We start from the raw sequence: 15,585 nt of genomic DNA, 5'->3' as shown, positions 1-15,585 counted from the left end.
CCATAGCGATTGGAGGTACTTATGCCCACTGTTCAAATCATGTCTGTCATCGGCAGCGCCGTTCCCACGCCTTTGCGCAAGTTAGGCTTGCTGGCCTGCTGGTACGTAGTACTCGATGGCGAGCCGGTCAGCGGCCCGCTCACCTCATTATCCGATGCCGAAACACAGCGCCGTCTGGTCTGCGACTTCAGGCTTCACGCCTAGGGCAACGGCAATTTGACCCGCGGCTTGGTCTCGACGAACAACGCCCAGCACGACATGAACAACGCCGCCACCAGCGGCCCGATGACAAAGCCGTTCAGGCCAAACACCGACAGGCCGCCCAAGGTCGAGATCAGGATCAGGTAGTCCGGCATCTTGGTGTCCTTGCCCACCAGGACCGGGCGCAGCACGTTGTCCACCAGGCCGATCACGAACACACCGAAAAGCGCCAGGACCACGCCTTGCCAGATCGAACCACTCAACAGGAAGTAAACCGCCACCGGGCCCCAGACAATCCCAGCCCCCACCGCGGGCAGCAGGGACAGGAACGCCATCAATACGGCCCAGAGCAACGCACTGGGAATATCCAGGAACCAGAAGATCAAGCCACCCAGCGCACCTTGGGTCACGGCCACCAGCACGTTGCCCTTGACGGTGGCCCGCACCACCCGGTTGAACTTGAGTTGCAGGCGACGCTTTTGCGGCTCGGCCAACGGCACCGCGGTACGCACCTTGCGCACCAATTCCGGGCCGTCGCGCAGCAGGAAAAACAACAGGTACAGCATGATGAAAAAGCTCACCAGGAAATCAAATGTACCCTGACCGAAGCTGAATGCCTGGGAAGCAAAGAACTGACTGCCCTGCATCGCGCCCTTGACCACTTTCTCGCGCAGCCCTTCCAGATTGCCCATGCCGAAGCGGTCGAGCAGGTGCTGGAAATACGGCGGCAGGAAATTCTTGAATTGCTCGATATAGCCGGCCACGTCCAGCTTGCCGCTCTCGACGTTTTTATAGAGCGTGGCGCCCTCTTGCACCAGCAACGCGCTGGTAATGATCACCGGTAGAATCGCAATCACCAGGCACACCATCAAGGTGGTCAGGGAGGTCAGGTTGCGGTTCCAGCCGAACCGCTGCTGCAGGCGGCGTTGCATGGGCGCAAAGATAATGCCGAGGATCACCGCCCAGAACACCGCGCCGTAGAACGGCAGCAATATCCAGATAAAAGCGATGGTCACCAGAGCCAGCAGCAGCAACAGGGTTTTGAATTGCAGGTTGGTTTGATTCATGTTCGATCCATGTCAGAAAAGCAGCGGGCCGGTGTCGGCCCTGTTGCTTAGTCCGCGGCGAAACCAGGGAGTGCCCTTGTTTATCGAACAAGCACAGATCGCCTTGTTTAGACCTGGGTCAATGAACCGCGCCCGCCCCTGCACTACCCTCGCGCCTTTTTGCGACCCACCCCCATGCTCCCGATAATTGCCCCCGAACTCCTCGCCCCCGCCGGCACCCTGAAAAACATGCGCTACGCCTTCGCTTACGGCGCCGACGCCGTCTATGCCGGCCAGCCGCGCTACAGCCTGCGGGTGCGCAACAACGAGTTTGACCACGCCAACCTCGCCCTCGGCATCCTGGAAGCCCATGCCCAGGGCAAGCGTTTCTATGTGGTAGTGAACATCGCGCCACACAACGCCAAGCTCAAGACCTTCCTCAAGGACCTGGCGCCCGTGATCGCCATGGGCCCGGACGCGCTGATCATGTCCGACCCGGGGCTGATCATGCTGGTGCGCCGGCACTTCCCGCAGATGCCGATTCACCTGTCGGTGCAGGCCAATACGGTGAACTGGGCCAGCGTGGAGTTCTGGCAGCAACAAGGTATTTGCCGGGTGATCCTGTCGCGAGAGCTGTCCCTGGAAGAGATCACTGAAATCCGCCAGCAAGTACCGGCCATGGAGTTGGAGGTGTTTGTCCATGGCGCCTTGTGCATGGCCTATTCCGGGCGCTGCCTGCTGTCGGGCTACATGAACAAGCGCGACGCCAACCAGGGCACCTGCACCAACGCTTGCCGCTGGAAGTACCAGGCCACGCCAGCGGTGGAGAACGCGACCGGCGATATCGTCCAGCAGTACCCGCCGACGCTGGGGATCGGTACGCCAACCGACCAAGTGTTCCTGCTACAGGAAGCCAATCGCCCCGACGAGCCAATGCCCGCCTTCGAAGATGAGCACGGCACCTACATCATGAACGCCAAGGACCTGCGTGCCGTGCAGCATGTGGAGCGTCTGGCGCATATGGGCGTGCACTCGTTGAAGATCGAAGGCCGTACCAAATCCCACTTCTACTGCGCACGCACCACCCAGGTGTATCGCCAGGCCATCGATGATGCGGTAGCCGGGCGCGCCTTTGATCGCGGCTTGATGACCAACCTCGACTCCCTGGCCCAACGCGGCTACACCGAGGGCTTCCTGCGTCGCCATGTGCACGACGAATACCAGAACTACCAGAACGGCAGCTCGGTTTCAGAGCGCCAGCAGTTTGTCGGGGAGCTGACCGGGGAACGTCGCGGCGAGTTGGCCGAGGTCAAGGTGAAGAACCGATTTGCCGTGGGCGATCACCTGGAATTGATGACGCCGGCCGGCAATTTTCACTTTGACCTGGCCACCTTGCAAAACGCCAAGGACGAAGCCATTGAGGTGGCACCCGGGGACGGGCACACGGTGTATGTGCCCCTGCCGGCGGAAATGGACCTGCGCTTTGGCCTGCTGATGCGCGACCTGTAAAAAGTCAGATCCTGAACTGACCGACCAACTGCCCCAAGCGCTGGCCCAGATCCGCCAGGCTGCGGGAGGTCTGGGCACCCAGTTGGGTTTCATCCGCTACGCTGTCCACCGCCACAGCGATCTGATGCACGCTGCGGTTGATCTCTTCGGCTACGGCGGTCTGCTCCTCGGCGGCGCTGGCAATCTGCGCGTTCATCGAGTTGATGGTGCCGATCAGCTGGGCCATGGTGTCCAGGGACGCCCCGGCTTCATTGGCCTGGGCAGAGGTGCCGTCGCCGGCATCGCTGGAGCGGCGCATTGCGTCCACGGCAGCCTCGGTACCTTTTTGCAGGCGGTCGATCATGCCCTGGATCTCCTGGGTACTGGTTTGAGTACGGCTGGCCAGGGCGCGCACTTCGTCGGCGACCACGGCAAACCCGCGCCCGGCCTCTCCGGCCCGTGCAGCTTCAATGGCCGCATTGAGCGCCAGCAGGTTGGTTTGTTCGGCGATGGAGCGGATCACGCCGAGCACGCTGACAATCGACGAAACATCCTGCTGCAGGCTGTCCAGGGACACGCCGCTGCTGCGGATATCGTTCACCAGCGCATGGATCTGCGCGATGCTGCCGTCCACCACACGTTTGGCAGCCTGGCCTTCGGCGTCAGTCTGTTGCGCGGCGACGGCGGCGCCCTGGGCACTGCGTGCCACTTCGTGGGCAGCGGATGACATCTGGTTGATTGCGGTGGCCACCTGGTCGGTCTCGTGGCGCTGGCGTTCCATGGCTTGCTCGGAACGCTGGGCCTGGTCGGATACCTGGCCGACCAGGCCGGTGAGCTGGGCGGTCATTTCGGTGATCTGACGCACCAGGCCATGGATTTTATCGACAAAGCGGTTGAACGCACCGGCCAGGTCGCCGAGTTCATCCTGGCTGGTGATGGCCAGGCGCCGGGTCAGGTCGCCTTCACCGGCGGCAATATCGTCGAGGTTGGCTTTCATCAGGCTCAGCGGACGCAGGATGGTATTGGCGACCAGCATGCCCACGGCGGCGATCACCAGCAGCACCACCACGGCGACGCCGAAGATGCTCAGCAGCACGCCTTCCATACGTTTCTCGACCTTGGCCTCGACCACCGCGACCTGGGCCTCGATGCCGTCCAGGTTGACCGCGGTACCGATGACCATGTCCCACTTGGGCAGATACTCGGTGTAGCCGAGCTTGGGCACCAGTTCGGTCTGGCCGGGTTGGGTCGAGCTGTATTGCAGGTAGTGGGTGCCGTCCTTGCCGACCTTGACCAGGTCGCGGTTGACATAGACGCCATTGGGGTCGCGGTTGTCCTTGAAGCTTTTGCCCACGCCGTCCGGGCTGTTGCCCTTGAACAGGCGGATGGTCTCGGAGTCGTAACCGAAGAAGTAACCGTCCTTGCCGTAGGTGGTGTTGGACAACAACTTGACCACCTGCGCGCGCGCCGCGCTATCGCCGGGCGCGGCTGCGTCGTAGAGCGGCTTGATGGTGGTCATGGCCACCTCGACATAGCTTTGCAGGGTGGCCTTGGCGTCGCTGAGCAGTCGCTGGCGGGTTTCATCCACTTCGTTGCGGGCCTGGCCCTGAAGAATCCACACGGTGGTCAGGCTGATGACCACGGCAAACAACAACACCGGCACTACGGCAAGGGCCAGGACTTTGGCCTTCAAACTCAGACGCATGGCTTTTCCCTCTGGTGAGTGGCGACTTGAGAGGTTAACGGCCAGGTGAGTGATTTCTGTAGGAGCGAGCTTGCTCGCGAAGAACCTGAGAACTCTGCGGGGTGTCAGGTTGATCGCATTATCGTTGGCGTTTTTCGCGAGCAAGCTCGCTCCTACAAGGCGTTCATCAGAGCGTCATCGCGGCCAGCCAGCCGAACGCCAGCAGCGGGATGTTGTAGTGCAGGAAAGTCGGCACCACGGTGTCCCAGATATGGTGGTGCTGGCCGTCTATATTCAGGCCGGAGGTGGGACCGAGGGTGGAATCCGACGCGGGCGAGCCGGCATCGCCCAACGCACCGGCGGTACCGACGATGCACACGATGGCCAGCGGGCTGAAGCCCAGTTGCACGCACAACGGCACGAAAATAGCGGCAAGGATCGGCACCGTGGAAAACGACGAGCCGATGCCCATGGTCACCAGCAGCCCCACCAACAACATCAGCAGCGCCCCTACCCCACGACTATGACCGATGAACGCCGCCGAAGCTTCCACCAGCGAACGCACGTCACCGGTGGCCTTGAGCACTTCGGCAAAGCCCGACGAGGCGATCATGATGAAGCCGATCATCGCCATCATCTTCATGCCTTCGGTGAACAAGTCATCGGTGTCGCGCCAGCGCACGATGCCCGACACCGAGAAGATCAGGAACCCGGCCAGGGCACCGATGATCATCGAGTCCAGCCATAGCTGGATGATAAAGGCCGAGGCAATCGCCAGGCCGGCTACCAGCAGGGTCAGGGGGTTGTACTGCACCGCCACTTGTTCGACACGCTCGATTTTTTCCAGGTCGTACACGCGCTTTTTGCGGTAGCTGATAAACACCGCCACCAGCAGGCCGACCACCATGCCCAGCGCCGGCAACCCCATGGCGTGGGTCACATTGACCTGGCTGATATCCACACCGCTCTTGGCCACGTTGGCCAACAGGATCTGGTTGAGGAAGATATTGCCGAAGCCCACCGGCAGGAACATGTATGGGGTGATCAGGCCGAACGTCATCACGCAGGCGATCAGACGGCGGTCCAGTTGCAGCTTGGTCAGCACATACAGCAGCGGCGGTACCAGCAGCGGAATAAACGCAATATGGATCGGCAAGATGTTCTGCGAAGCGATTGCCACCACCCACAACAGGCCGATCAACAGCCATTTGACGTGGCTGCCGCCGCTGGCTTCCTGGCGATCAACCAACAGTAGGGCTTTGTCCGCCAGGGCATGGGCCAGGCCGGACTTGGCAATCGCCACCGCGAAAGCACCGAGCAATGCGTAGGACAAAGCCACGGTCGCGCCGCCTCCCAGCCCACCGTTGAACGCTTTGAGCGTGGCGTCGATTCCCAGGCCACCGGTCAAGCCACCCACCAGGGCGCCGACGATAATGGCGATGACCACATGCACGCGGGACAGGCTGAGCACCAGCATGGTGCCGACCGCGGCGATGACTGCGTTAATCATGGTTACCTCAAGCAAAAACATAAAAGACAGGCATGCCCGCGCACGGCCCATGGGAACAGCTGCCGGCGTGCAGGCTAGAAAGAGGTCTTATTAGAGGGCGCGCACTTTGCAGCAGGCAGGCGCTCATGTCAAAAAACGCTAGCGTTTTGAGGTTTAAAATTGATCGTTTGAATAAAGAACCATGGGCGCCGGCCGATAAGCTGTTTCCATGTGCTTTCAGGTAAGGATGTCCCGATGTCGCTCAGGCAGCTCTCCATTCAATGGAAAATCACCCTGCTCGCGGGCCTGTGCCTGCTTGGGATCGTGACCCTGCTGGTGGGTCTGTCGCTGTACCGCATGGCGCAGAGCTCGGAGCAGGTCAAGGCATCCAGCATGCAGATGCTGGACGAAGCCGCGCAGTCGCGCATTGAGGCCCAAGGTGAAGTGCAGGCGCTGGGCATTCGCCAGCAGTTCATGGATGCGTACCAGTACGGCCATGGGTTTTCCCGCCAGGTGCTGTTTTTGCGCGAGCAGGCGGAAAAACGCTTTCTCGATGCCTTCGACACCCGTGAGGACCTGACCCGCCAGGTCAAGGCCGCGCTACAGGCCAACCCCGACCTGCTGGGTTTATCCCTGGTGTTCGAGGCCAATGCGCTGGATGGCAAGGACGAATTGTTCGCCAATCAAGCGGAACTGGGTAGTAATGACAAAGGCCGGTTCGCCCTGTATTGGTCGCAACCGACGCCGGGGAAAATCACCTCGATGGCGCTGCCTGAAAGCGACATGGCCGACACCTCCATCGGCCCCAGCGGCGAAAAAGCCAACGCCTGGTTCACCTGCCCGCGCACGACCCTCAAGCCGTGCGTCATCGAACCTTACTTCTATGTGATCGACGGGCAAAACGTGTTGATGACCAGCATCGTGTTCCCGCTGATGGTCAATGGCAAAGTCATCGCCTCACTGTCGGTGGACATCAACCTCAACAGCCTGCAGGCCGTGAGCCAACAGGCCAGCCAGAAGCTGTACGACGGCCAGACCCAGGTCAGCATCCTCAGCCCCACCGGCTTGCTGGCCGGCTACAGCCCGGATGCCAGCAAACTCAGCCAGCGCCTGGAGCAGGTCGACACGGCCAGCGGCGCGCAGTTGGTCAGTGCGTTGGCCAGTAGTACCCAGACACACAGCCTGCGTACCGACCATCAGCTCAAGGTACTCGCGCCCTTCACTCCAATTCCTGGGGGCAAGTCGTGGGGCGTGTTGCTGGATGTACCGGAAAAAGTCCTGGTGGCACCGGCCGAAGCGCTGAAAACCCAGCTGGACGCTGATAATGCCAAGGGCACCCTGCTCGAACTGGGCTTGGGCCTGCTGGCTGCTGTGGTTGGCTTGATGCTGGTGTGGCTGATGGCCCGCAGCGTGACCCGGCCGATCCTCGGCGTGGCCCACATGCTCGAAGATATCGCCAGCGGCGAAGGTGACCTGACCCGGCGCCTGGCCTACGACAAACAGGACGAACTGGGCCAGTTGGCTGGCTGGTTCAACCGCTTCCTCGACAAGCTGCAACCGATCATTGCCGAGGTCAAACGCTCGGTGCAGGATGCCCGCGGTACTGCCGACCAGTCCGCCGCGATTGCCACGCAAACCAGTGCTGGCATGGAGCAGCAGTATCGCCAGGTGGATCAGGTCGCCACTGCGTCCCATGAAATGAGCGCCACCGCCCAGGACGTGGCCCGCAGCGCCGCTCAGGCGGCCCAAGCTGCACGGGATGCCGACCAGGCCACTCGCGAAGGCTTGACCGTCATCGATCGCACCACCGCCAGCATCGGCGACCTCGCCGCCGACATGAGCACTGCCATGGCCCAGGTCGAAGGCTTGGCCGCCAACAGCGAGAAGATCGGCTCGGTGCTGGAAGTGATTCGCGGCATCGCCGAGCAGACCAACCTGCTGGCACTCAACGCCGCCATCGAAGCCGCGCGTGCCGGTGAGGCTGGCCGTGGCTTTGCGGTGGTCGCTGACGAAGTGCGCAACCTGGCACGCCGTACCCAGGAATCGGTGGAAGAAACCCGTCTGGTGATCGAACAATTGCAAAACGGCACCACCGATGTGGTCGGCTCGATGGGCAATAGCTATCGCCAGGCTCAAGGCAGTGTCGAACAAGTCGGCCAGGCCGTAACGGCCTTGCGCCAGATTGGCGACGCCGTCACGGTGATCAGCGACATGAACCTGCAAATCGCCAGCGCCGCCGAAGAGCAAAGCGCGGTGGCCGAAGAGATCAACAACAACGTGGCGACCATTCGCGATGTGACCGAGTCGTTGTCCGAGCAGGCCAATGAATCGGCGCGGGTCAGCCAGGCGTTGAACAGTTTGGCGAATCAGCAGCAGGGGTTGGTGGATCAGTTCAGGGTGTAACAACTTGCACAACCTTTGAGACTGAAGAACATCTAGATGTGTGTGGGCTTACTTGCGAATGCGGTATGTCAGGTGCCGAATGCATTGACTGGCACACCGCATTCGCGAGCAAGCCCGCTCCCACATTTTGAGCAGTGGTGTGCCAGTGTTAGCGGCGTGGCAATTCGATCAACACTTTAAGCCCACCCAGCTCACTCTCCTGCAACTGCAACAACCCGCCCCACACCTCGACGATGTCCCGCACGATCCCCAGCCCCAGGCCATGGCCGATCATTTGTTCATCCAGGCGCGCGCCTCGGCTGAACACTTGGTCACGCTGGGCCTCGGGAATACCGGGGCCATCGTCTTCCACCGCCAGCAGGTAGCTGCGCGGCGTCGCGATGACGCTCAAACGCACTTCGGCATCCGCCCATTTGCAGGCGTTGTCCAACAGGTTGCCCAGCAGCTCCAACAGGTCTTCACGGTCCCAAGGCAATTGCAGGCCCGGCGCGGCGTGGGAGCTCAGGTCCAGGTGTTCGCCATGGATCATGCGCAGGGTGGCCAACAATCCGGGTAGTTCTGCGTCACAGTCAAACAAGGCGCCGGGCAATGCATCGCCCGCCAGGCGCGCACGGTTGAGTTCGCGATTGAGACGCTGCTGCACCTGCTGCAGTTGCTCGCGCAGCAGTTGGCTCAACTGCGGATGGTTTTTGAGTGCGTCACTGGACGCTGCGCTCAACAACACGGCCATTGGGGTTTTCAGCGCATGCCCCAGGTTGCCGAGGGCATTGCGCGAGCGTTTGAGACTGTCTTCGGTGTGCGCCAACAAATGGTTGATCTGCGCCACCAGCGGTTCCAGCTCCAACGGCACCTGAGTGTCGAGCTGCGAGCGCTGGCCCTGTTGCAACTGGGCGATCTGGTTGCGCGCCGTCTCCAGTGGGCGCAGGGCACGACGCACGGTGACCCGCTGCAGGATCAGCACCAGCAGCAGCGCCGCCAACCCGATTACCAGACCGATCTGGCGCATCAGGCGAAAACTTTCCCGCACGGGCGTGTAGTCCTGGGCCACGCTGATGGAAATCGACTTACCAAAGCGCTTGTAGTCCGAACGCAGTACCAACAGCTGTTGACCTTCCGGCCCTAATTGCAGATTGCCCTTGAGCCCGGCCTCGGGGAGCCTGGGCAGCTCCTGGTCCCACAGTGAACGGGAGCGCCAATGGATATCGGCAAAGTCGATACGGAAATAATGCCCGGAGAACGGCCGCTGATAAGCGGGCGACAGGCGTTGCTCATCCAACTGTACGCCATTGGGCCCGCGCACCAGTGCCACCAGCAGGTTCTCACTGTCGTTGTGCAAGCCCGCCTCCAAATAGCGCTGCAAACCGGCCTCGAACAACCACAGGCTGGTTTGCGCCAGCACCACGCCGACGATCACCATCACGCTGATCAACCCCAGGCTCAAGCGCCGCTGGATCGACTTCATGCCGCAGGGGCGCCGAACCGATAGCCCTGGCCGCGTCGGGTTTCAATCACACTGCGCCCCAGCTTGCGCCGCAGATGGTTGACGTGTACTTCCAGCACATTGGAGTCACGCTCGGTCTCGCCGTCATACAAATGCTCGGCCAGATGGCTTTTCGACAGGATCTGTTCGGGGTGCAGCATGAAATAACGCAGCAAGCGAAACTCGGCGGCCGTCAGCTGGATCTCGGCGCCATCGCGCAGTACACACTGGCGCCCTTCATCCAGATGCAGGCCGGCGGCTTGCAGGGTGGGCTGGTTGGCTTGGCCGTGGGACCGGCGCAACAGCGCCTGGATGCGCAGGTAGAGTTCTTCGGGGTGAAAGGGTTTGCTCAGGTAGTCATCGGCACCGGCCTTGAGCCCTTCGATACGCTCGGCCCAGGAATCGCGAGCGGTGAGGATCAGCACCGGGATGGCCAGCGCGGCGGCGCGCCATTGCGCGAGCACTTCCAGACCAGGCAAACCGGGCAGGCCAAGGTCGAGGATGATCAGATCATAGGGCTCGCTGCGCCCTTGATACGCGGCGTCGCGGCCATCGGCCAGCCAGTCGACTGCATAGCCCTGACGCTGCAAGCCGGCCAGCAACTCATCAGCCAGGGGTACATTGTCTTCCACCAGAAGCAGGCGCATCAGTCTTCCTCATCTTTGATCAGCACACCGTTGGTCGCGTCCAACTTGATCTCACGCACCACGCCTTCGGTGGTCACCAACTCCACTTCATAGGCATATTGCCCGTGTTTCTTTTCAAGTTCGGCCTCCAGTAGCCGCGAACCGGGATACCGCGCCATAGCCTGCTGCAACAGTTGCTCCAGCGGCAGGATCACGCCCTGCTGGCGCAGCGCCAAGGCTTCATCCTGATTGAGGTCGCGGGCCGCCAGGCTGGAGCAGAACAGCATGAGCACCAGCGCCGCTAGACCGCCGACGCGTAAATATACCTTCATTACGTATCCTGATGATTCTTGAGAACCTGCCCGGTGAGCGCGTCCAATTCAATGTCCCATTCAATGCCGTTGCGGTCTTCCAGTTCGACTTCATAGACGTACTTGCCGTATTCCTCATCCAAGTCGGTGCCCAGTAGCGTCGAACCAGGGTGCAGGGCCAGGGCCATGGCGTCCAATTGGTCGAAGGCGACAATAGTAACAGTGACAGGCACAGTCAGCGGTTTGTCGGGGTCAACGGCTCTGGCAAGGGTGGCAGTGGAAGCGATGATAGCGGCGGCGACCAGAGCAGTGAGGCGCTTCATGACAAGTCTCCGTTACACGATGTTTTCCTACGCCGGCCACGGTACCTGCTGCAACTTAACTGAAACTGAATTGCCACCATGGCAATTTCATACAAGCCGTTTTCCCCACTGCCCGCGAGATTTTCTATACTGCCCCGCTCGCTTCAACAGAGACCGATATGACAGCCATCCATATCAAGTTCCCGGCCTTGACCCTCAAGGCCGGCACACGCGCGTTCACCCGCATCCGCGAACAGGGCCTTGCGCCTGCCGACGTCGGTATCCTCCCAGGTGCGGCCGGCGGCCCCAAGGCCCTGGGGATCCAAGGGTTGGACCTGGCGCTGTTCGGCGACTGGCTGCCCCGCGCGCCGCGTGAGCGTGCGCTGATCGGCGCGTCCATCGGTTCCTGGCGGTTTGCCAGCGCCTGCCTGCCCGACCCGGTGCAAGGCTTGCTGGACCTGGGCCGACTGTACAACGAACAACGCTTTGCCAAGGGCGTGACCATGGCCGAAGTCAGCCAGAGCTGCCAACGCATGCTCGATGATCTGCTGGCCGGCCGCGATGCGAGCGTGCTGGACAACCCCGACTATCGCCTGAACATCATGGTGGTCAAGAGCCATGGCCTGCTCGCCGATGATCACCGTGGGCGACTGGGCCTGGGCCTGTCGTCGGTAATCGCCGATAACCTGCGGGGCCGCGCGCGGCTGTCGCGGCATTTCGAACGGCTGATCATTCACGACCCACGCCAGGCGCCACCGTTACACCCGCTGAAGGATTTCCCGTCGCGCTTCCTTCACTTGGAGTTGGGCAACCTGCGCCAGGCGCTGCTGGCGTCCGGCTCTATCCCGATGGTCATGCAAGGCGTGCGCGACCTGCCCGGGGCTGGTGCCGGTACCTACCGCGACGGCGGCCTGCTGGACTACCACCTCGACCTGCCCTATCACGGCGATGACATTGTGCTGTACCCACACTTTACCGACCGAGTCATCCCCGGCTGGTTTGACAAGGGCCTACCGTGGCGACGCAGCAACCCGCAAGGTTTGCAGGATGTGTTACTGCTGGCGCCGTCCAGGGACTACCTGGCCCGCCTGCCCCACGGCAAACTGCCGGACCGCACCGACTTCAAGCGCTTCATGGGCGACGACCCGAGCCGCAACAAGTATTGGCAAACCGCCATGAGCGAGAGCCAGCGACTCGGGGATGAGTTTTTGGCATTGGCGGATAACAGCGGGTTGGGTGAGCGCTTGCAGGCCCTTTGACTGCATCCGTGCCTACAGACGAGGGGCGGTATGCGCAGTGGCGGGTCAAGCTGTTAAACTCGCCGCCTGCCAGATACCTGACCGAGCTGAAAATACTGTGGAAATCTTCAAAGAGTTTACCTTCGAGTCCGCCCACCGCCTGCCTCACGTGCCGGAAGGCCACAAGTGCGGGCGCCTGCATGGGCATTCGTTCAAAGTGGCCATCCATCTGAGCGGCGACCTGGATCCCCATACCGGCTGGATTCGCGACTTCTCGGAGATCAAGGCGATTTTCAAGCCGCTCTACGAACGCCTCGACCACAACTACCTCAATGACATCCCCGGCCTGGAAAACCCTACCAGCGAAGTGCTGGCCAAGTGGATCTGGAATGAATTGAAACCGCTGCTGCCGGAGCTCAGTGCGATCCGCATTCATGAGACCTGCACGAGTGGCTGCATCTATCGCGGCGAGTAAGCGATCACGTGTTGAAAAACCACCTGCGGGTGGTTTTTTTGTGGCCGCTACGATTCGAGCTTGGCCCTGGCGTTGAAGATCGCCAAGGGCTTCGAACGGCCATCAAGGCGATTTTCCAGGCGTCGGTGAGCTGAGCCAGTTTGGCTCACGGGTGCACTGCTTTTGCGCTGTATTGCGCAGGGGTAACGGTGTAAAGGGCTTGCTTGCGCCAGTTGATGCCTACCTCCCCTGTGTTGGCACGCACGATGCAAACGAGCTGCGTCACTACCCAGGGAGCAACCCCCATGACGCAGCAAGAACCCGGCAACGATTACCCCCTCAGCGAAGTCCCCTTGCATGCACGCAAGGGCCTGGCGTCTACGGCCATGGTGCTACTGGGTTTCACTTTTTTCACCGCAACCATGTTTGCCGGCGGCAAGTTGGGGGTGGCGTTCAGCTTCATCGACATGCTCGGTGTCGTGGCCCTGGGTAACCTGTTGTTGGGTATCTACGCCGCAGGCCTGGGTTACATCGCCTTCAAGAGCGGCTTGAACTCAGTGTTGATGGGGCGTTTCTGCTTTGGCGAAGTCGGCAGCAAGCTCAGTGACCTGATCCTCGGCTTCACGCAGATCGGCTGGTATGCCTGGGGCACTGCCACGGCGGCCGTGGTGTTGGGCAAGTATTTCGAATTGAGCCAGGGCAGTGTGCTGGGGTTGATGGTGGTGTTTGGCTTGCTGTTCTGCGCTACGGCCTACGTGGGGTATCGCGGGTTGGAGATCCTGTCCTACATCGCAGTGCCGGCCATGGGCATTTTGCTGATTCTGTCGATGTGGGTCGCTACCGTGAAAGTCGGCGGGCTGGATGGCCTGCTGGCGGTGGTGCCAACCGGTGAGCTGGACTTATCCACGGCAATTACCCTGGTGTTCGGCACCTTTGTCAGCGGTGCGACCCAGGCCACCAACTGGACGCGGTTTTCGCGCTCGGCCAAGGTCGCGGTGCTGGCCAGCCTGATCGGCTTTTTTATCGGCAATGGGCTGATGGTGCTGATTGGTGCCTATGGCGCCATCGTCTATCAGCAACCGGATGTGGTGGAGGTCTTGCTGCTGCAGGGTTTCGCCATGGCGGCGATGGCCATGTTGCTGCTCAATATCTGGAGTACCCAGGACAACACCATCTACAACTTCGCCGTCGCCGGCTGCAACCTGCTGCGCACCCGGCGCCGCAAGACCGTGACCCTGGCCGGTGCGGTGATCGGCACCCTGCTCGCCTTGCTCGGCATGTACGACCTGCTGGTGCCTTACCTGATCCTGCTGGGCACGGTCATCCCGCCGATTGGCGGGGTGATCATGGCGGACTTCTTCTATCGCTATCGCGGCCAATACCCACGCCTGGCGGATGCTAGCCTGCCAGCGTTCAACTGGCCGGGCCTGGTAGCGTATGGGGTGGGCACCGTGCTGGCATTCAACTCGCCGTGGGTCGCGCCATTGGTGGGAATTGTTGCCGCGTCGCTGACCTACGTGCTACTCAGCGCCATACTACGCGCCATGACCGCCTGGACATCGGTATCGCCCTGAGGATCTGGCGGCTGTCTGCCTGATTGTTTTTAGCCAAGAGGAACTTGACCATGCACATCATCAATGCCCGCCTGCGCAACCGTGAAGGCCTGCATGATCTGCACCTGGAACACGGCCGGATCGCCAGCATCACTGCGCAAACCGCGGTGCCGACGCTAACAAACGGCGACCTGGACGCCGCCGGTAACCTGGTAATACCGCCTTTCGTCGAACCCCACATTCACCTCGACGCCACCCTCACCGCCGGCGAACCGCGCTGGAACATGAGCGGTACGTTGTTTGAAGGCATCGAATGCTGGGGTGAACGCAAGGCCACCATTACCCTGGAGGACACCAAAGCCCGCGCCAAAAAAACCATCCAGGCGCTTGCCGCCCATGGCATCCAGCATGTGCGCACCCATGTCGACGTCACCGACCCGGACCTCACTGCGCTCAAGGCCCTGTTGGAAGTGCGTGAAGAAAGCACGCACCTGATCGACCTGCAAATCGTCGCCTTCCCCCAGGAGGGCATCGAGTCGTTCCGCAATGGGCGTGAACTGATGGAAGAAGCCATTCGCTTGGGCGCCGACGTGATCGGCGGCATCCCCCACTTCGAATACACCCGCGACCAGGGCGTGAGTTCGGTGAAATTCCTCATGGACCTCGCCGAACGCACAGGTTGCCTGGTGGACGTGCATTGCGACGAAACCGACGACCCTCATTCACGCTTTCTTGAAGTGCTCGCCGAAGAAGCCCGCAGCCGCGACATGGGCGCCCGTGTGACCGCCAGCCATACCACCGCCATGGGCTCCTACGACAACGCCTACTGCGCCAAACTGTTTCGCCTGCTGGGGCACTCCGGCATCAGCTTTGTTTCTTGCCCCACTGAAAGCATTCACTTGCAAGGCCGTTTCGACAGTTTCCCGAAACGCCGCGGCGTTACCCGCGTCAACGAACTGCTCGAAGCAGGCATGAACGTGTGCTTCGGCCAGGACTCCATCGTCGATCCCTGGTACCCCCTGGGTAACGGCAACATCCTGCGAGTGCTGGAAGCCGGCCTGCACATCTGCCATATGCTCGGCTACCGCAACCTGCAAAGCGCCCTGGACCTGGTTACCGACAACAGCGCCAAGGCTATGGCCCTGGGCGACCGATATGGGATGCAAGCCGGCCGCCCCGCCAACCTGCTGATCCTGTCGGCCGACAGTGACTATGAAGTCATACGTAGCCAGGGCTTGCCGCTGTACTCGATCCGCAACGGCAAGGTGCTGATGAAACGGCAGCCGGCACAGGTGGAGTTTGTTTAACCC

Annotated in this window: 14 protein-coding genes and 2 pseudogenes; 8 read left to right on the top strand and 8 right to left on the bottom strand. The window is 61.3% G+C overall.

The genetic code is table 11. The features are described 5' to 3' along the window. Nucleotides 1–21 precede the first annotated feature (21 nt). The gene (locus JFT66_RS13600) at nucleotides 22–204 is read left to right on the top strand and encodes a hypothetical protein (RefSeq protein ID WP_034119019.1); all 183 of its coding nucleotides are present in this window, start codon (nucleotides 22–24) and stop codon (nucleotides 202–204) included. Here the strand turns inward: JFT66_RS13600 and JFT66_RS13595 are convergent. After that, the gene (locus JFT66_RS13595) at nucleotides 201–1,268 is read right to left on the bottom strand and encodes an AI-2E family transporter (RefSeq protein ID WP_034119018.1); all 1,068 of its coding nucleotides are present in this window, start codon (nucleotides 1,266–1,268) and stop codon (nucleotides 201–203) included. The genes JFT66_RS13600 and JFT66_RS13595 overlap by 4 nt on opposite strands. Before the next feature lie 174 nt (nucleotides 1,269–1,442). Here JFT66_RS13595 and trhP point away from each other — a divergent pair, with 174 nt between their 5' ends. Continuing rightward, a complete protein-coding gene (gene trhP / locus JFT66_RS13590) occupies nucleotides 1,443–2,756 on the top strand; it encodes a prephenate-dependent tRNA uridine(34) hydroxylase TrhP (protein WP_034119017.1) in 1,314 nt (437 codons plus the stop codon). Nucleotides 2,757–2,760: 4 nt separating this feature from the next. On the opposite strand, the gene JFT66_RS30225 is transcribed toward trhP, so the two are convergent. The 3 genes and pseudogenes from JFT66_RS30225 to JFT66_RS13580 all read right to left on the bottom strand — a co-directional run bounded on the left by JFT66_RS30225 (nucleotide 2,761) and on the right by JFT66_RS13580 (nucleotide 5,926). Continuing rightward, on the bottom strand, nucleotides 2,761–3,516 hold the full coding sequence (locus tag JFT66_RS30225) for a methyl-accepting chemotaxis protein (protein ID WP_371319373.1): 756 nt from the start codon (nucleotides 3,514–3,516) through the stop codon (nucleotides 2,761–2,763). 102 nt (nucleotides 3,517–3,618) lie between these two features. Further along, nucleotides 3,619–4,440: pseudogene (locus JFT66_RS30220) on the bottom strand (cache domain-containing protein); the annotation flags it as partial. A 166-nt stretch (nucleotides 4,441–4,606) separates the two neighbouring features. Next, nucleotides 4,607–5,926: a Na+/H+ antiporter family protein gene (locus JFT66_RS13580; RefSeq protein ID WP_161793259.1), complete on the bottom strand. Its 1,320-nt coding sequence runs from the start codon at nucleotides 5,924–5,926 to the stop codon at nucleotides 4,607–4,609. 237 nt (nucleotides 5,927–6,163) lie between these two features. Here JFT66_RS13580 and JFT66_RS30215 point away from each other — a divergent pair. Together JFT66_RS30215 and JFT66_RS30210 are read left to right on the top strand one after the other, a co-directional pair. Further along, nucleotides 6,164–7,453, top strand: a pseudogene (locus JFT66_RS30215) (HAMP domain-containing protein); the annotation flags it as partial. Nucleotides 7,454–7,555: 102 nt separating this feature from the next. Continuing rightward, nucleotides 7,556–8,311, top strand: a complete 756-nt coding sequence (locus JFT66_RS30210; RefSeq protein WP_442963607.1) for a methyl-accepting chemotaxis protein — start codon at nucleotides 7,556–7,558, stop codon at nucleotides 8,309–8,311. A gap of 148 nt (nucleotides 8,312–8,459) precedes the next feature. Here JFT66_RS30210 and JFT66_RS13570 read toward each other — a convergent pair whose 3' ends face one another. From JFT66_RS13570 to JFT66_RS13555, 4 genes are read right to left on the bottom strand one after another with little or no spacing between them, the layout of a single operon-like run. Continuing rightward, the gene (locus tag JFT66_RS13570; RefSeq protein WP_198859419.1) at nucleotides 8,460–9,773 is read right to left on the bottom strand and encodes a sensor histidine kinase; all 1,314 of its coding nucleotides are present in this window, start codon (nucleotides 9,771–9,773) and stop codon (nucleotides 8,460–8,462) included. Next, nucleotides 9,770–10,438, bottom strand: coding sequence for a response regulator transcription factor (locus JFT66_RS13565; RefSeq protein WP_034119012.1), 669 nt, complete (start codon nucleotides 10,436–10,438; stop codon nucleotides 9,770–9,772). Before JFT66_RS13565 ends, JFT66_RS13570 begins: the two co-directional genes overlap by 4 nt. Beyond that, nucleotides 10,438–10,749 carry a PepSY domain-containing protein gene (locus JFT66_RS13560; protein WP_198859418.1) on the bottom strand — a complete coding sequence of 104 codons (312 nt, stop codon included), beginning with the start codon at nucleotides 10,747–10,749 and terminating at the stop codon, nucleotides 10,438–10,440. The genes JFT66_RS13565 and JFT66_RS13560 overlap by 1 nt, the downstream gene beginning before the upstream one ends. Beyond that, nucleotides 10,749–11,051 (bottom strand): PepSY domain-containing protein, encoded by a 303-nt coding sequence (locus JFT66_RS13555; RefSeq protein WP_034119010.1) that lies wholly within the window; start codon nucleotides 11,049–11,051, stop codon nucleotides 10,749–10,751. Before JFT66_RS13555 ends, JFT66_RS13560 begins: the two co-directional genes overlap by 1 nt. 158 nt (nucleotides 11,052–11,209) lie before the next feature. On the opposite strand from JFT66_RS13555, the gene JFT66_RS13550 reads away from it, so the two are divergent. The 4 genes from JFT66_RS13550 (at nucleotide 11,210) to codA (ending at nucleotide 15,582) form a co-directional block, all read left to right on the top strand. Beyond that, nucleotides 11,210–12,289: a hypothetical protein gene (locus tag JFT66_RS13550; protein WP_034119009.1), complete on the top strand. Its 1,080-nt coding sequence runs from the start codon at nucleotides 11,210–11,212 to the stop codon at nucleotides 12,287–12,289. Nucleotides 12,290–12,386: 97 nt separating this feature from the next. Further along, nucleotides 12,387–12,743 (top strand): 6-carboxytetrahydropterin synthase QueD, encoded by a 357-nt coding sequence (queD, locus tag JFT66_RS13545; protein ID WP_003190259.1) that lies wholly within the window; start codon nucleotides 12,387–12,389, stop codon nucleotides 12,741–12,743. Between the two features lie 284 nt (nucleotides 12,744–13,027). Next, complete coding sequence (gene codB, locus JFT66_RS13540) at nucleotides 13,028–14,296, top strand: cytosine permease (RefSeq protein WP_034119008.1); 1,269 nt, start codon at nucleotides 13,028–13,030, stop codon at nucleotides 14,294–14,296. Between the two features lie 50 nt (nucleotides 14,297–14,346). Then, nucleotides 14,347–15,582 carry a cytosine deaminase gene (gene codA / locus JFT66_RS13535; protein ID WP_198859417.1) on the top strand — a complete coding sequence of 412 codons (1,236 nt, stop codon included), beginning with the start codon at nucleotides 14,347–14,349 and terminating at the stop codon, nucleotides 15,580–15,582. The last annotated feature ends 3 nt before the right edge of the window (nucleotides 15,583–15,585 follow it).

Source organism: Pseudomonas sp. MF6755, assembly GCF_016405635.1.
GTDB lineage: Bacteria > Pseudomonadota > Gammaproteobacteria > Pseudomonadales > Pseudomonadaceae > Aquipseudomonas > Aquipseudomonas haemolytica.
This window is presented reverse-complemented; position numbering and strand designations above follow the sequence as displayed.